This is a genomic window from Moorena sp. SIO4A1 (assembly GCF_010672065.1).
GTDB lineage: Bacteria > Cyanobacteriota > Cyanobacteriia > Cyanobacteriales > Coleofasciculaceae > Moorena.
The window spans coordinates 48,209-69,270 of record NZ_JAAHHX010000002.1 but is presented as its reverse complement, the minus strand read 5'-3'; the positions used below and the strand labels follow the sequence as shown (position 1 = coordinate 69,270).

The window sequence follows — 21,062 nt, the reverse complement described above, 5'->3', positions numbered from 1 at the left end:
ATTTTGTTCAATTCAGCTCAGCCTCGATTTTAGCTGCCCATTCCTGTATCTGGGGGTCAGGGTGTTCCCTCAGGTGTTGGCAAAGTGCGATCGCTTTTTCCGGTTGACCATGCTTAGGATATGCCTGCACTAGGGATTGAGAGGCTTCCGTCACAATGGAGTCATCCAACTCCATCTCACAGACACCTTCTAAGTGTGCGATCGCATCCTGGTAATTGCCCTGTTTCAGAGCTTCTAGACCAGCTGCCAGAGTTGGATTAGGAATAGATGCCATGAGGTTTCTAGTAGTTTGTCCCTATCTTCCTCTAAGATACCCTTGGGCTACAGATTTGATCTCAACATACCTCGCAGCATTAGGGAATTCCGTAAACAAAATACCAATTAAAGCAGGGTGGGCAAAGTTCTTTTATCTATAAAACTAAAAAAAAACAAAATGTTTTTGCCCACCCTACATGCTGATCGCTGTTTTGACTAGACCGGGATTAAATTACTCCAAAATAATGCTTTCGAGGAATCATATCCTCGAACCCGATGAATGTTTGCTTTAATTGCTTCCTTAGTTAAATCCTGCAAAAGCGTGCCTGCCTGAACCATCAGGTAACCTTCCCGATCTGGAATAGAAAACCAGCCATACTCTTGTTTGTAGCCTTCAAACCCTGCAATCGAAATTATAATCGTAATTAAGGATCTATCCTTATGAGGTGCAATCGAAATCTCTTCGGAATCGACCTTTTTGATGTATTTCATATACTCTTCTTCTCGATCGTAAATATACAACCCATAGTTTTCTTGTTGCGAAAATTCTTTTAAAAATTCTTCCGGGTATCCCAAAGCACGAGAGATGATGTCCAGTAGCTGGTTAAAAAAATCAAAGTATTGCTCTGTCGTTGTACTTTCTCCCACTTCAAATCGGCTATAAGTCCCATGAAAAACAGAGCCTTCACCGGTGTAGGCATCTTCTCCGTAATAGACATCAACTGAATCTTGGATATTTTCTAGATCTTGATCTATTTTGACTCTGGCTTCAATGGCATCCTTAACATAAAAAAAACCAAACTTATTCAAGTAATCTCTTACTTTATCGATGAGATTTGCTTCTGTTCCATCCAATTCATCAATTATCGGATATCGCTCGAGTTCAATAACAGTCATAATTCAACTCCTTATTTTTGTTATTTTCCAGATCGAAAAGGCGCGGTTGCTGATCCATCACAAATTTTTGACAGCCGCTTCAATCTCCTCTCTCGGTCCTAATGCCACCAAACGCAAGTATCCTTCTCCACAATCCCCAAACACGGAACCAGGGACGCCCACAATCCCGGTCGATTGCAACATTTTTTGAAAAAACTGCCAGGATGACAAGCCTTGGGGTGCCTTGACCCAAACAAAAGGACTATCAATGCCACCAAAGCACGTTAGCCCCGTTGCTGCCAAACCCTGTCGGAGCAAGCGAGCATTTTTCAGGTAATACTGTACCACTTCTTGACATTCCTGTTGCCCTGCTGGGGATAAAGCAGCGATCGCTCCGTGCTGGGCAACATTAGCCGTACCCCAAAACTTAACAGCATGGCGGAGCCGCCACAAATCATTTAATTCTCCTGGCACTGTATTTTTAATGGTTAGCCCTTGAGGAATAACGCACCACCCCACCCTCAAACCGGTGAAATTTGCCCATTTGGAAAAACTGCCAATTTCAATGGCGCATTCTTTGGCCCCTTCGATTTCATAAATACTCTGGGGTATGTTTGGGGTCGTAATAAATGGGCTGTAAACAGCATCGAAAATAATTACAGCTTGGTGACTTCTGGCATAGTCCACAAAAGCTTGGAGCTGTTCGGGAGTAGCAACCGCTCCCGTGGGGTTATTGGGAAAGCACAGATAAATCAGATCTACTTTTTCATCCGGAAGCTTGGGCACAAAATTATTGTCCTCGCGACAGGGCAAGTTTACCAATGGACGACCTGCCACTAAGGTTCCTTCCACAAAAGAGGGGTAAGTGGGGTTTTGTACTGCTACTGTATTATCTGGAGCAAACAGTTCTTGAATATTGACCGAAACCGATTGAGCGCCATCGCTGATAAAAACTTCGGACGGATCGATGTCCATTTTTTTCTGGTAATAGTCGGCACAAACTGCCGATCTCAGGGCTGGATTTCCGGTAATATCTTCATAACCCGTATAAGTTTGGCGATCGCCCAAGCGATTTGCTGCCTCTACTAAAGCCCGCACCACTGTAGGTGGCAAAGGCTGAGTAGTGTCACCAAAAGCCATCATAAATAGTTGTTGTTGTGGATGGCTTGCTCGATAGGCTTCAACCTTACCCCAAACTTGGTTAAAAACGATTTCGGTATAGGTTTTTCCTCCACTTAACTGACTCAGAGATAAATTTTTAGTGGCCATCTTGAATCGGAATGGATAACAGATGAGTGACTATCGCCTTGGTAGCATCTGCACCAAGAGCTTTAGCATTTTTTTCTGTTGAAGGCTCAATCGCCCTTAACACTAAGGATTTATGGCTTATAGCGATTATTGGATTTATGAGGTAAAATTATCAACCTCAAAGTCCCCCTTTTTAAGGGGGATTTAGGGGGATCCCTTTGTACCTCATGGGAAATAGAATTGCTATATATGCCTAGGCGAAATTGCTAGCTTTTGCTCTATGTACTCCGAAAGTTGATAGTTTTTCAAAACCTCTAGGGGTAAGTGGGCAGCACCTTGAATGTATTCCAGGCAATTTTCACTTCCACACATACAATCAAATCCCCGATCCATAGACCATTCCGTTGATGGATAAAAGAATGTGAATTCTTCTCCTATTTCTATTTTTCGGAGTGCCCTAACCACCATATTTTTAGTATCGAAGCAAACATTGGGATCGCAACTATGATTTATGTATTGCAAAAACTCGGGGTCGAGCATAATATGTTGGTGATCGCTAATTTGGACGCTTAAATAGTTGGGGCGATCGAGGACTTCTTTAGGCCCAAAATTATGGATGAACTGTCCGGGCATAAACTCGGCGGTGGCATGTAGGGATTTGCTCCCAGTTGTGGGACACTCGCGGATTTCAGCAAAATCTTTTACTTTTGTTATTTGTACAGTAACCTGCATTTAAATTCAAGTCTCCGATAACTACAATCTGTAATTTACTTTTGGGGATAGACGTTATTGATTGTTGCCATATTTTAGACTATTTTGCGTTCTAATATATGGTAAACTTATCAAAACTTAGCTCTGATTGCTCAAAACTGAACTTGAGTTTTATGGTCACTGCCAAATCGTTATACATTCTAATATATCATCTATCGACAAGGTTAAATAAAATAAAGTCTAGGCATATGCCTGGCATGCCAACCTAATTGCTCCCTTGGAAACCACACCAGTTGCCAATTTAACTCCCCATCTTCCCATCTGCTCACAGTTCCGACATTTCCGTGTTCAACACGTCTACCAATTACCAATTACCCATAACCAATTACCTATCACCAATCCGCCATCTCTTAACCACTTGTCGCAATCGCGCAGGTAACCAACTGTCATACTTAGGATAAACAGGCAAACGCGCTACTAACTTCCACCCAGCTGGTTCAATCACTTCCCGCAATCGATAACTATGGGGATGAGGATAATCGGGATTCACCTCATCCTTGGGACTAATTCCTCCTAAATCCCGTGCGCCAGCCTCCAAACACGCTAATAGAGCAGAAGACCGTTGAGGCAATTCCCCAACAGTATCAACTAAATTGGGAGGAATTTGGATAGTAATATCCAAGGGCAAAATCTGACGCGCCTTCCGAATCACCTTTGGCAGCTGATTAATCCCGAAAGACTGACTATGAAACATTTCTGTAGTGCCCTGACTATAAGGTTGCAGGATCACCTCTTGGATATGACCATACTCACGATGAATTTGTGCGATCGCATTTAAACTTTCCCACCAATCCTCCTCACTCTCACCAATCCCCAACAACAAACCGGTCGTAAAGGGAATCCCCAATTCTCCCGCCCATTGCAACTGTTGTAGTCTAACTTCTGGTATCTTACTGGGAGCATAGCAATGAACGGTTTTGAGCAACTCCGGTGTCAATTGTTCCAACATCAACCCCATAGACACATTCACCTGCTTGAGTGCCGCCATCTCCTCCCAACTCAAGGGTCCAACATTAGTATGGGGCAAAAATCCCAGAGACAAAGCCAGGTCACACAAATCATAAATTCGTTGAAACCAAGCTTTGCGCCGTGAAGACCTAGGATGAACCTCACCACTGAGAATCAGAATTTCACAAACACCCTGAGACTGAAGCAACCTTAACTGATTTTCAGCATCCTCCAGAGTCAACCAAGGACTGCTACCCGGTTCAGCACGAAAATTGCAGTAGCTACAGCGATTAAAGCATTCATAAGTGGGAACCAAAGTGTAGGCAGGGCTGTAGGTAATGATTTGGGAATCAGATTGGCAATCAGAAACGTTCATAGGAAAAAACACCCGCGCAAGTTAGAAGTCAGAAGTCAGAAGTCAAAAGTAAGCTATGACTAAGTTTCGGAGTTTAGGAATGTCAAACATCTTAATGCGTAGTGCTATATCAATGTTCCCTGTTCCCTGTTCCCTGTTCCCTGTTCCCTATTCCCTACTCCCTACTCCCTACTCCCTACTCCCTACTCCCTACTCCCTACTCCCTACTCCCTATTAGCTACTAACTAATGCCTGTTGTTTAGCATAAATATTTTTCATATGCTTCTTAACAGTATTGGTAGTAATATAAAGCCGAGCCGCAATTTCTTTGTAAGACAGTTTAGCTTTCTTAAGCAACCAAACTTCAGCTTCCCGGTTAGTCAATCCATATTTTTTAGCATCAGTAATAGCAGCATTATAGCCAGAACTATGGCGATTCTCTAGAGTGACTAACAGATAATGCTGTGCTTGATTATCCAAGACTAACCATCTGACCCTAACTCGAAACTTTAAGGAATTATCCGTTTGGATTTCCGACTCAAGAATCATTTTTTGCCCAGAAAACCAATCGCAACTATCAATTAACCCTTCGCACACTCGCCAAATTGACTCAGGGATAGAACTCATCTGTGACTGATATTGACAGAGTTGACGACAAATGCGACGCCCACGTTCATTAGCATGAACCCACTTTCCTTGAGACGTCAGAATCAAGACACCGTCAACAAACCCTTCAAGAATTTCTTCTAGAAGAAATTGAGGGTTCTTCGATTGTAAACTAGTAACCTGATACTTATTTTCTGAATGACTGAGCTGATTGGCGGAAGGCCACGCTACGCGATTGGCGCAAGGCCACGCTACGGGATTGGCGGAAGGGCACGCTAAGCGATTGGCGGAAGGCCACGCTACGCGATCGAAACCTTTGACTTGCTGGTTAATCTGGGACTCTAAGCTATACATGTTGAATCTCCTTCAATACCCATAACGCATGCGAATTACCCAAGAACTCTATACAGAGATGGCTGAATTGAGTAACTCGTTCTGGCTTACTGATACAGTCATTGTTATAGGCGAACTCCTGTAGCTACAATGAGCAAGCTACAGATTTCTCAAATTCGTTGCATTTGTTTGCAATCAAGGGCAGCCGGGTGAAGGGACCGGGGTGCATCTCATATTTGTAAAAAAGATCGGAAGTGTGGGGCCCGGGCGCCTCTCAAGTTGTGATTTTCCTGGGTTCACACACCGATTGGTAGTCGTTCGCGTAGCGTGGCCTACGGCCAATGATTGGGTTTTTAAGGAGGATTTTCCCTGCCCTGGGAGCATTACTACTTTCAGGTCGATAAGTTACGGGTCTCTCTCCCGGCTCAGCCTGCGGTTTTTCAGCCTGTACTCATACTACTACGTCTATACTCTGGCGCTAGAAAAGCCTGTTCTCTGCCGACAGTAGTAGGGTGGGCAGTGGATCAGACAGATAATCAAGCTTGCAAAGCACTTTGGTAAGCACTGCCCACCCTAGGATTCTTCTTGCTTGCCTGTTCTCTGCCGACAGTAGTAGGGTGGGCAGTGGATCAGACAGATAATCAAGCTTGCAAAGCACTTTGGTAAGCACTGCCCACCCCAAGATTAATCCTGTGGAATCGGCATCTTGCCCGTTGTGGAACGGGCATCTTGCCCGTTGTGGAACGGGCATCTTGCCCGTTGTGGAACGGGCATCTTGCCCGTTGTGGAACGGGCATCTTGCCCGTTGTGGAACGGGCATCTTGCCCGTTTCCTGCCCACAGGTCTAACAAACCTAATATATGGTCACGAAAGCGATCGCACCTTTTTTATTAAGTAATGTTAAGTTGTTATAGCAGTCAATCAGACAGATTCAGAAGCTTGTCATAGCGTTGGTAGGCAGTGCCCACCCTAGGATTAATCCCTAGGATTAATCAAAATTTTCCCAGCTCTGAGCAATCATTGACTAAAGCAATCACTGCTATTTTTGTTAAGCAATGTTAAGCTAATATAGCACTGGATCAAACGGATTAACCAAGCTGGCCATATAATGGCCTAAGTCTTGCCCAGTATAGGATTAATCCCTTTGATTCATCCCTCGGATTAAGCAAAATGGTGCCAGCTTTCAGTAATCATTAACGAAAGCGATCGCATAGTTTTTCTTAAGTAGAGTTAAGTAGTTTTAAATAAAGTTACGATTAAACCCCGAAAATGTATTTATCTTCAGCATTGTATTAGGATAAATACAGACAGGCGAAACAAGCCTGCTGAACCTAGATAATCAAATAAACGCAATCATCCGAACATGACTACCACATTAAACCAGCGTAACGCTAACGTGTGGGATCGGTTCTGCGATTGGATCACTTCCACCAACAACCGCCTTTATGTAGGCTGGTTCGGTGTACTGATGATCCCCACATTGCTAACCGCTACCATCTGCTTCATCATCGCCTTCATCGCTGCTCCCCCTGTGGACATCGATGGCATCCGTGAGCCTGTTGCTGGCTCCTTGATCTATGGCAACAACATCATCTCTGGTGCTGTTGTTCCTTCTTCTAACGCCATTGGTTTGCACTTCTACCCAATCTGGGAAGCAGCTTCCTTAGATGAGTGGCTCTACAATGGTGGTCCTTACCAGCTAATCATCTTCCACTTCCTTGTTGGTATCTTCACCTACATGGGTCGTCAGTGGGAGCTGAGCTACCGTCTAGGCATGCGTCCTTGGATCTGCGTTGCTTACAGCGCTCCCTTGGCTGCTGCTACCTCCGTGTTCCTAATCTACCCCATTGGACAAGGTTCCTTCTCCGATGGTATGCCTTTGGGAATCAGCGGTACCTTCAACTTCATGTTCGTGTTCCAAGCTGAGCACAACATTCTTATGCACCCCTTCCACATGCTGGGTGTAGCTGGCGTATTCGGCGGTTCGCTGTTTAGTGCTATGCACGGTTCTTTGGTGACCTCCTCCTTAGTGCGTGAGACCACCGAAACCGAGTCTCAGAACTATGGTTACAAGTTCGGACAAGAGGAAGAAACTTACAACATCGTTGCAGCTCACGGCTACTTCGGTCGTTTGATCTTCCAATATGCGTCCTTCAACAACAGCCGTTCCTTGCACTTCTTCTTGGGTGCTTGGCCTGTAGTAGGCATCTGGTTTACCGCTTTGGGCATCAGCACCATGGCGTTCAACCTCAATGGCTTCAACTTCAACCAGAGTGTTATTGACTCTCAAGGTCATGTAATCAACACTTGGGCTGATGTTCTTAACCGCGCTAACCTAGGTTTCGAGGTAATGCACGAGCGTAACGCTCACAACTTCCCTCTAGATCTAGCTGCTGGTGAAGCTACTCCTGTTGCTTTAACTGCTCCAGTTATCAACGGCTAATATAAATTTGACTTAATTGGTTAAATTCAAATAGAGCGCTCTCCGTTTGGGGGGCGCTTTTTTGTTTTTATATAAGGGGAATCGGGAATCGGGAATCGGGAATCGGGAATCGGGAATCGGGAATCGGGAATCGGGAATCGGGAATCGGGAATCGGGAATCGGGAATCGGGAATCGGGAATCGGGAATCGGGAATCGGGAATCGGGAACAGTGATAATATTTGACTATGTCAGTACTGAAATTGATTGTTATCACTTCCGTTATTAATTTTTTTTGTACTGGTGCAATATCTAATATCAAATTCAGATAATCAGTTATAAAAAAATAGCGTTTATAGGATTTATGAAGTACGCTTTTCAAGCTCAAAGTCCCCCTTGATAAGGGGGATTTAGGGGGATCCCTTTGTACATCATGGCATAGCGATGCAGCGCGGTCTTGGGGGTTTCCCCCATGAGCGACTGCATCAAGACAGAGAATTGCTATAGCTTTCTTCTAGTAGGTAATCTCCATCCCCTGTTCCCTGTTCCCTATTCCCTGTTCCCTATTACCTAATATTTATAACTGTTCAACCGAAAATGATATAAGTTATATGTTTCGCGATCGCTCCATTCCTATTACTAGCAATACTCTGAAAACATTAATTACAGAATTAGGCTCAGAATGCCAAACGGTTACGGGATTAATCTATCAGCTTAAGTCACCTCACCTCAGTGCTAGACAACAAGCTGAGATTCTGGCAGAATTGCTGGCTGCTGCAATTCATCTAAATGTTCATTGTGGAGAAGAATTTCAGACGCTAATTGCTCAGGAGATGGAAAAATTACCAGAAGTTTGAAGTTTGAAGTCAGAAGTCAGAAGTTTTTATTAAGTCAGAATTCAGAAGTTTGAAGTCAGAAGTTTTTATTAAGTCAGAAGTCAGAAGTTTGAAGTCAGAAGCTTGAAGTCAGAAGTCTATTCTTTGAGTTTTTTGACGGTGGTGACTAATATTTTAATAATTTCTTCGGTTTCTTGGATTAGTCCTTTGAACTTTTCTGAAGAAACTAGTTCAGCTTCTATTAGAACCTCTAGCCAGTATTTTGTTTCTCTTGCTTCCTTGAGAGCAATTTCATATTTACTGATAAAATCTCTGCGGGATTGGGCTGACTGAGCTTCACTACAATTAGCTCCGATAGAAGTTCCTGACCTTAATAACTGATTTGCTAACGTTCTAGGAACTTTAGATTCTTCTTCTAACCAAATGCAAGCTTTGACTATTCTAACCGCAAACTTTTTTGTTCTGTCCTGAATTGAAACTTGTTGATAACTCAAATTATTTCTTCAAACTTCAAACTTCAAACTTCAAACTTCAAACTTCAAACTTCTGACTTCAAACTTCTGACTTCATCCCAGCGCACACTACACGAACACCAAGAAAGTCGTCGCAGTCCACGCGCCTAAAGTCGATGAAGCGAAGCGCAGAACGGCAGTAAGAAGGATAGTCGAACCATGAGCCCCCCCGCATCACTGAATACAAGCTTTTATCATCATTTTTGTCTAAATATGACTGATTTTCAGTATTGACATTTTCCAGTTCATTATTATCAATCCAAGCACTGCCGTCAGTGGGCGCACCTTTATAGTTATTATGCCAATCATCAGCGCACCATTCCCAAACGTTCCCGTGCATATCACTCAGTCCAAAAGAGTTGACGACTTTAAAATAGCCTACTGGTGTTGTTTGCCCACGGTATTCTCCTTGTGGCCCTCTACCATAAGATCCTGACCATCTAGAGTGTTTATCATCCGCCCCGCGATAATTAGCCAAATTTGTTGTAATGGTTTCTCCGAGGTGGAATGGGGGATAGGATTCTCCGTTTTCGAGGTTCAGGGGTTTTGTAACCCCTCGACAGGCATATTCCCATTGGGCTTCAGAAGGTAGTCTATAATCCCTTCCTGTTAGCTTAGAAAGGCGGTTACAGAACTCGACAGCATCATACCAATTGACTAGTTCAACAGGTCTTTGCCATCTATCTATTCCTTGATAGGGCTCTTTAAAATAAGAGGGGTCTGGATTTAAATCTTGATTAACCTTAAGGTCAGATCGAGATGCGATCGCTTTCCATTGAGCTTGAGTAATGGGGTAACGTCCCATTAAAAACGAGGAAATAGTTACATCATGTTGGGGTCTTTCATTGTTGCGACTCCCTTCTTCACTCTCCGGTGCGCCCATTGTGAAGGTTCCATCAGGGATTAAGACCATTTCGAGAGGGATACCGTCTATGTATTCTCTGTAGCCTCGAAAGGTTTGTTTTGGGCGTTTTATTGCCAATTTTGGCATAATTCTTCAAACTTCAAACTTCAAACTTCATTCCGGATACGCACATTACACGAAAACCAACAATGTCGAGGCGCTCGTCGCGCCTAAGGCTCTCGCTGCGAATCGCAGAACGGCAGTGCCTAGGCCGATTAGCCCAGGAGCTGCCTCTGAGCAAAGAATATAATCTATTATTCTCATTTTTATCTGAATCTGACTTATTTTCAGCATTGACATTTTCCGCTTCATTATCTTCAATCCAAGCACTGCCATCTGTGGGCGCACCTTTGTAGTTATCATGCCAATCATCAGCGCACCATTCCCAAACATTCCCGTGCATATCATATAACCCAAAGGGATTCGGAGGAAATTCACCCACAGGGTTGGTTTTCTGGCTTTCTTCTCCTTCTGGTTCATCCCCATAAGTTATTGAGGCGTCGTAATTTGCTAACTGTCCGGTAATCGTCTCTCCAAAGTAGAATGGGGGATAGGATTTTCCAGTATCAAGGTTGAGGGGTTTTGTGACACCTCGACAAGCATATTCCCATTGGGCTTCAGAAGGTAGTCTATACTCCCTTCCTGTTAGCTGAGAAAGGCGGTCACAGAACTCTACTGCTTCATACCAATTGACTTTTTCAACGGGGCGGTTCTCTCCTTTAAACCTTGAGGGGTCTGGATTTAAGTCTCTCTGGACTTTCAAGTCTGTCATTAATGCGATCGCTTTCCATTGGGCTTGAGTGACAGGATATTTCCCCATAAAGAAGGGTTGGAGTGTGACATCATGTTGAGGTCTTTCATCGTCATAGCTATTTTTTTCGCTTTCAGGGGAACCCATTGTAAACGTTCCTCCAGGGATAGCCACCATTTCCAATTCGACATTATCGGTTAGGGTGTCGGTGAAGTAAGAGGCAGTGTAGGTGGTTGTTTCGGTAATTTCCCCCTGATGGTTAACAGTCGGGGTTTTAAATGTCCACTGTTGTAATTTCTCTTCATCCTCCTCTGGCTCCTCTTCAAAAACAATGATGGGAACTTCCGCTTCAAATTCAAAAGGTTCTAAGTTGTCAGTGAGATCAACTGTCCCCTTACCAATCTCATCTTTCTCCCGTTTGCGTTTTGCTACTTTTTCACTGAGTTCCTGTGCTAAATTGGCGTATTCTCCTCCCCAAGTGGTGAGAACTGCTGCTTTGACTTCAGCAAAATAGAGGTCTCGATCCCCAGCAATACCTGGAACAGACCCGGCTGGGTTGGGAATCCGTGCTGGAAAATCCCGGAGACTACCATAACGGTGCTCTATGAAATCTCCAATTTCCCGCCAAATCTCAGTGGTGCGTTGAACTGGACTATTTCCTAGCAGTAACTCCCGAATTCCCGGACGAAATTCATACCAAGTTTCGGGAACAGTTGCCTGGTCTGGCCCCAAGGAAGACTTTCGGATAAGACCACTAAAAAAAACTTCTGCCAGATGCCAGTGTTGGCTATCGGGTAAAAACCACTGTTGTGCTAAGCGCATCACTGGAGGAATGAGGGGAACAGCAGCTAGAACTTCAGCAAGTTTTCGGGCTTTGGGGCTAGCATTAGCCAAGAATTCTCTCAGTAACTGTTCGGGAGGGCGTTGCTGAATTGAAGTATGAATGCGCGATCGTCTGGTTTTGGTCAAGCCCCCTAAATCCCCCAACTTTGGGGGACTTTCAGAGTTTTGTTCCCCCCAGAATTGGGGGGCTAGGGGGTTGGTCAAGCCCCCTAAATCCCCCAACTTTGGGGGACTTTCAGAGTTTTGTTCCCCCCAGAATTGGGGGGCTAGGGGGGCGGAATCATACCCAGAATCAGCAACGCCTTCGGGAATTTCCGCCACTGATTTGGAATTAGTTGTGGCTGTTTCGGGCTTATGCTGTCTAATTAAAACCCCTTGAATAGAATTGCTGCCACTCCCCGTCGTAAAATTCGCCCAAGTGCTAAAGTGGTTAACGGATATATTGAAAATTGGAAATTGATATAACCTAGCAGTTGTACGAAGCCTAGCTCCTACTTGTAACATGGAGTTAGCACACTCTGGCTGACTAGCAATCAATGGTCGTTGAATTGCCTGATCTAGACCTGTGCGCTGCCATAGGGTTTGAGGAAAAACATGGGCAATACTAACAGGATGCTGTTCTCCTAATTGTGCTAAAACCTCAAAGGCTTGACCGGAATACCAAGCTTTTCCCAAAGTATCCGTTAAGGCAATAAAGAGTCGATGTCCTCCTGGTGCGATCAGGCTACCAACACTCCGTTCAATCCGGTCAACACCTGAAAACAATTGGGGGGTAGGTTCTGTTGTATCGAAGTGCCAAATCCGTACATCCCGGAAAAACCCTTGCCAGCGAAAAAGCGTTGCCACCCCTTCCGCTAAATCTCCCCAAAATGCCATGGAAGGGGAGTGGTCAATCAATAAATGTACCTCAAACCATCGCTCTAGGGGAGAACGAAATGCCAGCATTGGCAATCCATTAGCTTCGGCTGTTTGTTCAACGGTTGCATCAATATCCAGTTCATTGGCTACCAGTCCAGAAATACGCTTAGATAAAGGCAACAGTGCCTTACTGATTTCCCTAGGTTTGGGTAAGGGAAAGGGGTCAGGAATACGAATAGGAGAGCTGTAATTACTGGAGGATGATTCGGGTTTTTGAGGGGAAGTCCGGGGATAGTCGGACTGTTTAGGATAAGTCCGAATGGGTATCTGTTGTTCTTCTTTTTCCCTTCCTGAGGGAGGACTCTTTGGATAATCGTCTGAGAGATTTTCAGTAGATGATTCCGGATCAGAATGGTGTACATCCTCTGGTGGTTTGATGTCTTGAGAAGGTGGAGGAGCAACAATACGATCTACGTGAGCCAAGCACCAGATCAGCTCTGCCACTTCTCTATCATCTTGCCACCATTGATTTGTTTCACTCACCATTTCCCCCTGACCTCACAGTGATTTTAAGATAGTATTCAATACATCTTTTCGTGTTTCTTCAGTCAGGTCATCTCCTTGTAGTAATAAATAGATGGCATTCAACAATTGATCCGTTGCTAACGTTGTGTCTCTTGCCTTAATCCGTGCCAAAAATTCCTTGATTAATTTCCGAGCTGGCTGATCCAGTTGCTTTAAATGGGTGGCATCAAAGCGGTTTTCTAAAATTTGATAAAAACCCTCTTCTGTATCAGGTTGCTTGAGAGATAACCGTAGACATCGGCGTAGAAAGGCTGGTGGAAACTCCCGTGCTTCATTACTGGTCATCAAGACTAAGGGAAACTCTTGACATTGAATTAATCCTTTTTCAACCGAAATTTTTTCATCACTATCATTGCTTTGACTGCGGTAAGGAAGTACCTTTTGGAAGTCCCTGTTTAAGCGACTCAGTTCTGGAATCTCAAAAAATCCTTCCTCAAATATATGTAAGAGATCATTGGGCATATCAATATCACTCTTATCAATTTCGTCAATTAACAGCACTGCCGGTCTACGGGGTTGAGATTGATGAAATGCCATACCCATTGGTTTTAATCTTAAATAGTTACCAATGTCAGGCTCTTTTATTCTCTCTGTATTACCAACTTGTTGCCTCAGTAAAGACACTTCTTGTAATCGCCCAATGGCATCGTAGGCATAGAGACCATCTTTCAAAGTAGTGCGAGAAACAATTGACCAGCGGTAAGGCCCCGGTAGTCCCAATTCAGCTGCTACTGCATAGGCTAAGGATGTTTTGCCGCTACCGGGATTTCCTTCAATCAGTAAAGGGCGACGCAAACACAATGCAGCATTGACCAATTCTACAGCTTGCGGGCTCGGAACAAACCCCAATGCCCTTGGATTAATCTTTCTTACGATGTCTTGGGTATTTTGTGATTCTGCTTTTTCACGCCATTGCTCAACTGACAGACCAAAGGTGCGCCAAGGCGGGGGCGGTGGAATACGACTCAGATGCTGTTGTTGGTCTTCTGGGGTTGGTAAACTGTCCGCACTGAGGGTTAAGCCCCGGTAGATGCGACGATCCGGCTGGTCAGATGTTGGGTTCTTTGGCATTTTAGTCCACCACGTTGGTATTCAAGGGTCTACAGCGTTGGGAAGGCTTCGGATATAAATCATCCCAGAGAAGGGTTACCTCCAAACCCTTTTTCTTTTTTCGTAAATCACGTATTTTGTTAGGCCAATCTTGCCATTCTGAGAGTTTTAGATGCTCTCCTTCAATCAGAGGTTGGTTCAGGTTCCGACTCCAGACCGCAATGGGTAAAGCTTCCTCAATTCTTTCTAGATCAGAATCTGATGGGTCTGTACCCACATAATAGATATCATCCCCTTCAAATTCCCCAGGAACACAGGGTTCAGTCACTGAATTATTTACATCATTCCATAACCCTTGCTTCTTGACTTCAATCTCATCACGAATCTCAAGAAAATCTGGATCAAAATATCGTTCATAGGAGTTGATAAAAATTGGGTACTCTTCAGCCAGCGGTGTTATTTTTCTCCCTCGCTTAAACCTAATATTATCCAATTTTGTTTTGAAATAGTCGAAGGGAAGAAAATACTCAATTGTTAAATTAACTCGTTCCGGTAAACTATAACGAGCCTTACGAATTAAGTTGGGTAATTTTTTTTCAAGATTAGTGTATAAACTCTCACTCTCTTGCTCAGAGACACTTTTTCCACTGTCGCAAGGTTCTAACCGTATCTTTTCTGCAAACCGACCAAGTGGTAAATCCTGACTTTCAAGCCAAAGATTCATACTCAAAAGTAAGGCACCAGAGGCTTGTCCTGTACCATTATCATTATCAACCTCTGGTTCAATCTCAACTTGAAGTCGTAGATTTTCTTTCTTAATCAGTTCTTGAAATTTTAAATCAGCTTTTTTAACAGATTCTTGGATTGTAGAAAGGTTTGCATCTTCTCGATATCTTATAACGTCCTGTTGCCAATTTTTAATAGTATTAGCAAGTCTCCTCAATTTGTAATCCTGTTTAGAAAATCTTCGCCGACACCATTCTGCACAAGCCACTAGAGGGCATATTCCTCTTGAAACTGGTTTTTGTCCTAATTCAGTCAGTCTTTGTTTGATTTCTGTACAATCCAGAATAAATTCATCGTCTAAGACAATATTTTCAATAGTTTTAGAACTTAAAATAAAGGAGTTAACCTGAAGTAAGCTATCTTCTGGATATTTCTTTAATCCAGCAAAAAGTTGGTTAATGAGTTCATCTTTATTTTCTTCCCATGTTTGTATAGTCTTAGACATAATCGGAAAGAATTTAGCAGATTTCTCAGAGCCAGAAGCTGAGTAGGAAGCACGTTGCTCTGAGGAAATAATCTGATTAATTTCGTCAACTAGATAGTCTAGAGGAATATATAAATTATCGTAGTTTTTACTTAAGTAGTTTTTACTTAAATCCTTAAGAACTTGCTCCAAAGCGCTAGAAAATTTATCTTCTTTCGCTGTATCTTTGGCACGACAAGCTGCAATCCCATGAACTGCGATACCTGCTCCTCCTACTGATTGGTATTTCTGAACAACTTGTGTAGTAAATTTCGAGACATCACTTATTCCGACCCCAGAATAACAACTATCGATAATATACAGGATTTGTTCAATCTTAACTCCTTCGTTATTCAAAGGACGAACTAAATCTTCTGTTGCCAAGGATGTCTGAGGAAGTTGATTGTAATCAGTCTCTTCCATCAAAAGATAATGTCTATCTCCTTTAAGATCTTCACCATGACCGGAATAGTAAAAGATAACGCGATCGCTCTGACATCGTTCTTCATGCTGAAGCCAGTCTGAAAATTGTTTTATCAACTCATTTTTATTCGGATTTAAACGAAGATTCGTCAAGGCTTCTTCATATCCAAATTTATGAATAAATAAATCAACAACTCTCTGTAAGTCTGTCGGAACACTATCTAAGTTATCTACATCCTGATCGTTGTAGTTGCTTGTTCCACAAGCGATTAAATAATACCTGGGTTTTCCCGCCATATACCTCGTCTACTAATCAATCAAGCCCAACTTAATAGCTTCTCCTGTTTCAGATGCAGTAAAATAGTTACTAGCATTGTGAGCATCAGATCCATTATAAACAAGCTTATCTTCCACTAACCCGTCAAATAAAGGATTTAATTCTTTTTCTAAAGCAACAATATCTCCCGCATCCGCAATGTTGATCCACTGTTTGACACTTCCCGGCCAAGACCCCAAATTAGAGACAGGTGAGGGTTCCAGGCGATCAAAAATCAGCCCTCTTATCCCCAATGGGGAACCTAGAGTCACAAAAACCTCCACTGACCATTCTGGATGTTGGCATAGGGCTTCGTAACAGACAACTGACCCCAGAGAGTGACCAACCAATACACGGGTATCTTGATCTATGGCTTCCACAACGCGATCGCGAATTTTCTGTCTTAACTCTGGTTTATGTAAGTAACCCCCAACTTGCTTCAGAAAAAAGATGACGATTTTTTCAGCAACACCACCAAAAAACCTAGAACCACTTAAGGCATTTAAAGCCTTTTGAACAAGTCTGGGTGTTGCCTTTTCTCTGGATATATCCGCTGGGCCTTTAATATCGTCTTCTACTTTTGCTACTTCTTCCCACCATTCCAGGAGGAGTTCCTTCTCCCAATCCGAGTCAATATCACTGGCGTCATAGTTAGGTATCCCCATTGCTGATTTTGACCGACCTCTGAACAGGTCTCCATAAAAGGCACAGCGAAATTCATGATCGGACTCTAATCTAGCTCCAACACGCTCCAAACCATCTTTGAGGGCTGGTAGCCACTTATCATAAATTGTATTACTACCTCTAAATTCTTGATTAATCCCATGAACACCCACAATCTTAGCCACACCATTACCTACCTATCTGTATAAGGATTTGCTCAAATCCTGTATTATAGCACTACCCATTCAGAGGTGCCGTGCCAAAGCTACCAACTCCTCCAGCAACGTTAGACACGTTGTTGTTATCGGCAAAGTTCTGAAAACTTACCCGATTGGTGTTGGGACGCAATCCACGCACCCACACCTTATAGCACTACCCATTAAGCTTAGGACATTCCTAAACTCAGCAAACCTAGTCCTAGCTTACTTTTGACTTCTGACGCAAGAACCTTGCTGACTTGCCCGTAGCGCTATACCAGTACAGAACTTACGTGGTTAAGTTAATTTTGCCCCCCTAGCCTGCCAATTTTGGGGGGGAAATCAACGTAACCGCGTAAGTCCTGTTCATATTATCAATTTACATTATCAATCGTTAAATAAAAGAAAAGAAAAAACGTTAACCTTACCAAACATCGTAGACTAATTCAAAAGTGTGACTACCGAAGGCAGGATGGGGTTTTACGGGCTGCTGGCATGGGAATCTCATTCACTATGGAAAACGCACTTGAGAACCCCTGTGCAAAAGCTGTGGGGATTAAAGCAACTTAGGGACTAAATCAGGTTAACGCATTGAACCCAAACTATAATTATAACAGGTAATAATATACCTACCAAATGATATAAATACTTTACTCGTATTTTAGTTAAATCAAGCAAATTGTTTAGACAATTTGGCTTGCTTTTGGGTTAGATAATTTTACAAACTACAATTGTGATTACTAGTTGTGATTACTAGTCATCTTTTGATGCCAGTAAGTCCAAATATTTATTATATACTTTTGATATACTTCTTATTTAATTCTTATAAAGTAGTTATAAAGCTCTCTCTATCTCACTAAGTGATTTCCATTAGTCCCATGACACTAACCCAGATTTTAGGGTTCTTGCTCATTTTTACCGTCTGTCCTATCTTAGGTGGACTACCTCTGATTGCCTGGATTACCTATGTACTGACAAGGCATAACCTAGCCCAGGTAGGTACTGGTAATATATCAGTTTCAGCCGCCTTTTACCACGGAGGAAATCTGGTTGGTGTCTTGGCAGTACTTTCAGAGGCAGCAAAAGGAATTGCAGCAGTCTTACTAGCTCGTCACTTCTTTCCCAGTGAATCAGCCTGGGAATTGATCGCTCTAATCATGTTGGTGTTAGGTCGTTACTGGATAGGCAAAGGTGCAGGGACGACCAATGTCACTTGGGGAGTATTATGGCATGACCCCATTCTCGCATTGCTAGTATTTTTGATTGGAGGGATTAGCTTTACCATTTTCCGCAATCCCAAACATGGCAAACGGGTGATTTTAGTATTGTTTCCCGTGATTCTGGCTTTATTGCATCCCCAGGATTACTCCAGAATTGTAATTGCCACCAGCTTGAGTCTATTATTAGCTTGGATTTATCAAAAAATTCCCGATGACTTAGACCTTCCCAGTGGGGAAGCTCAAGCAGAATCAAAGAAAGTGTTTCATTTTTTCCAAGGCGATAGTGCCGTAATTTCTCTGGACACCAAACTAGACCCTAAAAAAGTTGGGCAAAAAGCTGCCACCCTATCCCAGCTGAAGCGTTCTGGTTACTCAGTACCTGTCGGCTGGGTACTACCTCCAGGGGATGATCCAGAACCTTTGCTCAAATACCTACCCGTTTCTGAATCTGAACCCCTGGTTGTGCGTTCTTCCGCAGTAGGAGAAGATTCAGCCCAGGCTTCAGCAGCAGGGCAGTATCAAAGCATCTTGCAGGTGACCAGCTCAGCCGCACTACTCGATGCCATTAATCGAGTTTTAGAGTCTTATCGTAATCCAGTAGCTGCACAATACCGTCGCGATCAGCAACTGCCAGATACAGCTATGGCTGTGCTAATTCAAAAACAAGTCAAGGGGGTTTTTTCTGGGGTTGCTTTCAGTCGTGACCCTATTTCCCAACAGGGAGAAGCTGTAGTGGTCGAAGCCCTACCTGGATATGCTACACAAGTTGTATCGGGTAAAGTAACACCAGAGCAGTACCAAGTTTATTTCCAGAAGTCAGGGAAGCAAGAGGATTCAGCAGAAACTTTGCCCTCCTCACGGATTGAGGGCAGTGGTGATGTCCCTCCAGCTTTAATCAAACAAGTGGCGCTTTTGGCACGTCGGTTAGAAAACTATTACCAGGGTCTTCCCCAAGATATTGAGTGGAGTTATGACGGTCAAACCCTTTGGTTACTGCAAGCACGACCTATAACTACTCTACAACCAACCTGGACTCGTAAAATTGCTGCGGAAGTAATTCCAGGAGTAATCCGAACCCTAACTTGGTCGATTAATCGTCCCCTAACCTGCGGTGTTTGGGGAGAGATTTTTACCATAGTGCTGGGGAAGCGAGCTAAAGGAATGGATTTCAAGGAAACTGCCACCCTGCACTATTCCCATGCTTACTTCAATGTAACTCTGTTGGGGAAAATTTTTCGGCGTATGGGTCTACCCCCAGAAAGTCTGGAATTTCTGACTAGGGGAGCTAAGTTTTCCAAACCACCGATAAATACCACTATAAAAAACCTACCTGGTTTACTACGATTGCTCGGTCGGGAATGGCGTTTAGACCAAGACTTTGAAGCGGATTACCAAACCCACTTTCTGCCGCTATTGAATCAGCTTTCAGCAAGAACCCAGTCGGAATTATCTCCAGTACAACTCCTAGAACGCATCGACAGTATTCTGAAGGTGTTGAAACGAGCCACCTACTATAGTATTCTTGCTCCCCTTAGTATGTCCTTGCGGCAGGCAGTACTCAAGATTGATGACAAAGAACTAGATAACAGCAAAACTCCAGAGGTCGATAGTATGCGAGCCTTGGCTAAGATCGCAGCAGATGCTCGCCATTTATTAAGTCACGAACAGATTATCTATGACAGTGGAGCCTCTCTGTTTGCCACCCTAGTAGAAATCCCAGATGGTTCTAGCATTTTAGAGCAGTTTGACCGCTTTCTTGAGGGCTATGGTTACCTTAGCGAAGTGGCAACCGATGTAGCAATTCCCCGCTGGCAAGAAGACCCCCGATCGGTCAGGAAGCTGTTCGCTGAGTTTCTAGCTCATCCACTCCCCCAATCTCCAAAACCTAGAGGGCAAAACTGGAAAGCTGAAGTGGTACAAGCACGGCTGAATCTCAAAGGTCGAGTGACCCAAGTCTACTCTAAGCTGATGGCTCACCTACGCTGGAGCTTCTTGGCTCTAGAGGCACGCTGGCTGCTGTCAGGTTTACTAGTTGAACCAGGGGACATTTTTTTCTTGGAGTTACCCGAAATTCGCTCTCTAGTAGGTAGTGATAACCAGGAACTCAGACAACAGCTTCCAGAAATTGTGCAACAACGGCGCACTAAATTTGAACAGGATGCTCAGCTGACTACGGTACCTTTCCTGGTTTATGGCAATAATCCTCCCTTACCCGCTGACCCCAAATCTTTAGCTGGGTCTGAGCAACGACTGCTACAAGGCATTGGTGCCAGTTCGGGACTTGTAGAGGGTTTGGTAAAAGTAGTGAAAAGCTTGCAAAGTGATATCACTATTGACCAGCAAAGCATTGTAGTTGTACCCTACACCGATTCCGGTTGGGCACCATTACTCGCTCGTGCTGGTGGCTTAATTTCTGAAGTAGGGGGACGTCTGTCCCATGGTGCCATTGTAGCCCGAGAGTATGGTATCCCAGCCGTAATGGATATTAATCATGCTACTGATATATTACGAGATGGTCAACGGGTCAGGATTGATGGTCAGTTGGGGACAGTTGAGGTATTGGACTAGTATAGTAAAGGGAACAGGGAATAGGGAATAGGGAGTAGGGAGTAGGGAGTAGGGAATATGGCATCAAAAATTATCACAATTCATTGAGGATTTCTATACTGCTTTGCCCAATTCAAAATTCAAAATTCAAAAAATTATAGTCATTTACCGATAAATGAATTATAAAAATTCGGCTCTACCGAACTTGCTATGTAAAACTTTTAAAAAATAATTAGTCTAATCCTTATGCGGTAATAGTTTTAGTTTCTGATAGAATGATTTTTTATATAGCACTA

Annotated in this window: 18 protein-coding genes; 4 read left to right on the top strand and 14 right to left on the bottom strand. The window is 43.5% G+C overall.

Annotated features, from left to right (window positions below; all coding sequences use genetic code 11):
* Positions 1-7: 7 nt before the first annotated feature.
* The 5 genes from F6K53_RS01120 to cofG all read right to left on the bottom strand — a co-directional run bounded on the left by F6K53_RS01120 (position 8) and on the right by cofG (position 4,474).
* Positions 8-274, bottom strand: a complete 267-nt coding sequence (locus F6K53_RS01120) for a tetratricopeptide repeat protein (RefSeq protein ID WP_293019540.1) — start codon at positions 272-274, stop codon at positions 8-10.
* A 197-nt stretch (positions 275-471) separates the two neighbouring features.
* The gene (locus F6K53_RS01115; protein WP_293019538.1) at positions 472-1,152 is read right to left on the bottom strand and encodes a 2OG-Fe(II) oxygenase family protein; all 681 of its coding nucleotides are present in this window, start codon (positions 1,150-1,152) and stop codon (positions 472-474) included.
* A 57-nt stretch (positions 1,153-1,209) separates the two neighbouring features.
* A complete protein-coding gene (locus F6K53_RS01110; RefSeq protein ID WP_293019537.1) occupies positions 1,210-2,400 on the bottom strand; it encodes an LL-diaminopimelate aminotransferase in 1,191 nt (396 codons plus the stop codon).
* A gap of 222 nt (positions 2,401-2,622) precedes the next feature.
* The gene (locus F6K53_RS01105; RefSeq protein WP_293019536.1) at positions 2,623-3,111 is read right to left on the bottom strand and encodes an SET domain-containing methyltransferase; all 489 of its coding nucleotides are present in this window, start codon (positions 3,109-3,111) and stop codon (positions 2,623-2,625) included.
* A 364-nt stretch (positions 3,112-3,475) separates the two neighbouring features.
* The gene (gene cofG / locus F6K53_RS01100) at positions 3,476-4,474 is read right to left on the bottom strand and encodes a 7,8-didemethyl-8-hydroxy-5-deazariboflavin synthase subunit CofG (RefSeq protein WP_293019535.1); all 999 of its coding nucleotides are present in this window, start codon (positions 4,472-4,474) and stop codon (positions 3,476-3,478) included.
* Positions 4,475-4,529: 55 nt separating this feature from the next.
* Here cofG and F6K53_RS01095 point away from each other — a divergent pair, with 55 nt between their 5' ends.
* Positions 4,530-4,691, top strand: coding sequence for a hypothetical protein (locus F6K53_RS01095; protein ID WP_293079679.1), 162 nt, complete (start codon positions 4,530-4,532; stop codon positions 4,689-4,691).
* Here F6K53_RS01095 and F6K53_RS01090 read toward each other — a convergent pair.
* Positions 4,688-5,413, bottom strand: coding sequence for a helix-turn-helix transcriptional regulator (locus F6K53_RS01090; RefSeq protein ID WP_293079676.1), 726 nt, complete (start codon positions 5,411-5,413; stop codon positions 4,688-4,690). The genes F6K53_RS01095 and F6K53_RS01090 overlap by 4 nt on opposite strands.
* A gap of 457 nt (positions 5,414-5,870) precedes the next feature.
* Positions 5,871-6,212 (bottom strand): hypothetical protein, encoded by a 342-nt coding sequence (locus F6K53_RS01085; RefSeq protein ID WP_293079673.1) that lies wholly within the window; start codon positions 6,210-6,212, stop codon positions 5,871-5,873.
* 543 nt (positions 6,213-6,755) lie between these two features.
* Here F6K53_RS01085 and psbA point away from each other — a divergent pair.
* Positions 6,756-7,835, top strand: a complete 1,080-nt coding sequence (psbA, locus tag F6K53_RS01080; protein ID WP_293019530.1) for a photosystem II q(b) protein — start codon at positions 6,756-6,758, stop codon at positions 7,833-7,835.
* A gap of 26 nt (positions 7,836-7,861) precedes the next feature.
* Here the strand turns inward: psbA and F6K53_RS01075 are convergent, their stop codons facing one another.
* Positions 7,862-8,089, bottom strand: a complete 228-nt coding sequence (locus F6K53_RS01075; RefSeq protein ID WP_293079670.1) for a hypothetical protein — start codon at positions 8,087-8,089, stop codon at positions 7,862-7,864.
* A 334-nt stretch (positions 8,090-8,423) separates the two neighbouring features.
* Here F6K53_RS01075 and F6K53_RS01070 point away from each other — a divergent pair, with 334 nt between their 5' ends.
* The gene (locus tag F6K53_RS01070; RefSeq protein WP_293079667.1) at positions 8,424-8,669 is read left to right on the top strand and encodes a hypothetical protein; all 246 of its coding nucleotides are present in this window, start codon (positions 8,424-8,426) and stop codon (positions 8,667-8,669) included.
* Between the two features lie 116 nt (positions 8,670-8,785).
* Here the strand turns inward: F6K53_RS01070 and F6K53_RS01065 are convergent, their stop codons facing one another.
* From F6K53_RS01065 to F6K53_RS01040, 6 genes are read right to left on the bottom strand one after another with little or no spacing between them, the layout of a single operon-like run.
* Positions 8,786-9,142, bottom strand: a complete 357-nt coding sequence (locus F6K53_RS01065) for a four helix bundle protein (RefSeq protein WP_293079664.1) — start codon at positions 9,140-9,142, stop codon at positions 8,786-8,788.
* Positions 9,143-9,200: 58 nt separating this feature from the next.
* The gene (locus F6K53_RS01060; protein ID WP_293079661.1) at positions 9,201-10,151 is read right to left on the bottom strand and encodes a formylglycine-generating enzyme family protein; all 951 of its coding nucleotides are present in this window, start codon (positions 10,149-10,151) and stop codon (positions 9,201-9,203) included.
* Positions 10,152-10,164: 13 nt separating this feature from the next.
* Positions 10,165-13,062: a formylglycine-generating enzyme family protein gene (locus F6K53_RS01055; protein WP_293079658.1), complete on the bottom strand. Its 2,898-nt coding sequence runs from the start codon at positions 13,060-13,062 to the stop codon at positions 10,165-10,167.
* 12 nt (positions 13,063-13,074) lie between these two features.
* The gene (locus tag F6K53_RS01050; RefSeq protein WP_293079655.1) at positions 13,075-14,172 is read right to left on the bottom strand and encodes a MoxR family ATPase; all 1,098 of its coding nucleotides are present in this window, start codon (positions 14,170-14,172) and stop codon (positions 13,075-13,077) included.
* Position 14,173: 1 nt separating this feature from the next.
* Entirely contained in the window at positions 14,174-16,120 is a 1,947-nt protein-coding gene (locus F6K53_RS01045) for a caspase family protein (protein ID WP_293079652.1), read from the bottom strand.
* 12 nt (positions 16,121-16,132) lie between these two features.
* Complete coding sequence (locus tag F6K53_RS01040) at positions 16,133-16,987, bottom strand: hypothetical protein (protein ID WP_293021947.1); 855 nt, start codon at positions 16,985-16,987, stop codon at positions 16,133-16,135.
* Between the two features lie 890 nt (positions 16,988-17,877).
* Here F6K53_RS01040 and F6K53_RS01035 point away from each other — a divergent pair.
* Entirely contained in the window at positions 17,878-20,787 is a 2,910-nt protein-coding gene (locus tag F6K53_RS01035; protein WP_293021948.1) for a glycerol-3-phosphate acyltransferase, read from the top strand.
* The last annotated feature ends 275 nt before the right edge of the window (positions 20,788-21,062 follow it).

Coding starts and splice junctions, on each gene's coding strand:
- F6K53_RS01120 (WP_293019540.1), bottom strand. CDS start 274: ATGGCATCTATTCCTAATCCAACTCTGGCAGCTGGTCTAGAAGCTCTG.
- F6K53_RS01115 (WP_293019538.1), bottom strand. CDS start 1,152: ATGACTGTTATTGAACTCGAGCGATATCCGATAATTGATGAATTGGAT.
- F6K53_RS01110 (WP_293019537.1), bottom strand. CDS start 2,400: ATGGCCACTAAAAATTTATCTCTGAGTCAGTTAAGTGGAGGAAAAACC.
- F6K53_RS01105 (WP_293019536.1), bottom strand. CDS start 3,111: ATGCAGGTTACTGTACAAATAACAAAAGTAAAAGATTTTGCTGAAATC.
- cofG (WP_293019535.1), bottom strand. CDS start 4,474: ATGAACGTTTCTGATTGCCAATCTGATTCCCAAATCATTACCTACAGC.
- F6K53_RS01095 (WP_293079679.1), top strand. CDS start 4,530: ATGACTAAGTTTCGGAGTTTAGGAATGTCAAACATCTTAATGCGTAGT.
- F6K53_RS01090 (WP_293079676.1), bottom strand. CDS start 5,413: ATGTATAGCTTAGAGTCCCAGATTAACCAGCAAGTCAAAGGTTTCGAT.
- F6K53_RS01085 (WP_293079673.1), bottom strand. CDS start 6,212: ATGCCCGTTCCACAACGGGCAAGATGCCCGTTCCACAACGGGCAAGAT.
- psbA (WP_293019530.1), top strand. CDS start 6,756: ATGACTACCACATTAAACCAGCGTAACGCTAACGTGTGGGATCGGTTC.
- F6K53_RS01070 (WP_293079667.1), top strand. CDS start 8,424: ATGTTTCGCGATCGCTCCATTCCTATTACTAGCAATACTCTGAAAACA.
- F6K53_RS01060 (WP_293079661.1), bottom strand. CDS start 10,151: ATGCCAAAATTGGCAATAAAACGCCCAAAACAAACCTTTCGAGGCTAC.
- F6K53_RS01055 (WP_293079658.1), bottom strand. CDS start 13,062: ATGGTGAGTGAAACAAATCAATGGTGGCAAGATGATAGAGAAGTGGCA.
- F6K53_RS01050 (WP_293079655.1), bottom strand. CDS start 14,172: ATGCCAAAGAACCCAACATCTGACCAGCCGGATCGTCGCATCTACCGG.
- F6K53_RS01045 (WP_293079652.1), bottom strand. CDS start 16,120: ATGGCGGGAAAACCCAGGTATTATTTAATCGCTTGTGGAACAAGCAAC.
- F6K53_RS01035 (WP_293021948.1), top strand. CDS start 17,878: ATGACACTAACCCAGATTTTAGGGTTCTTGCTCATTTTTACCGTCTGT.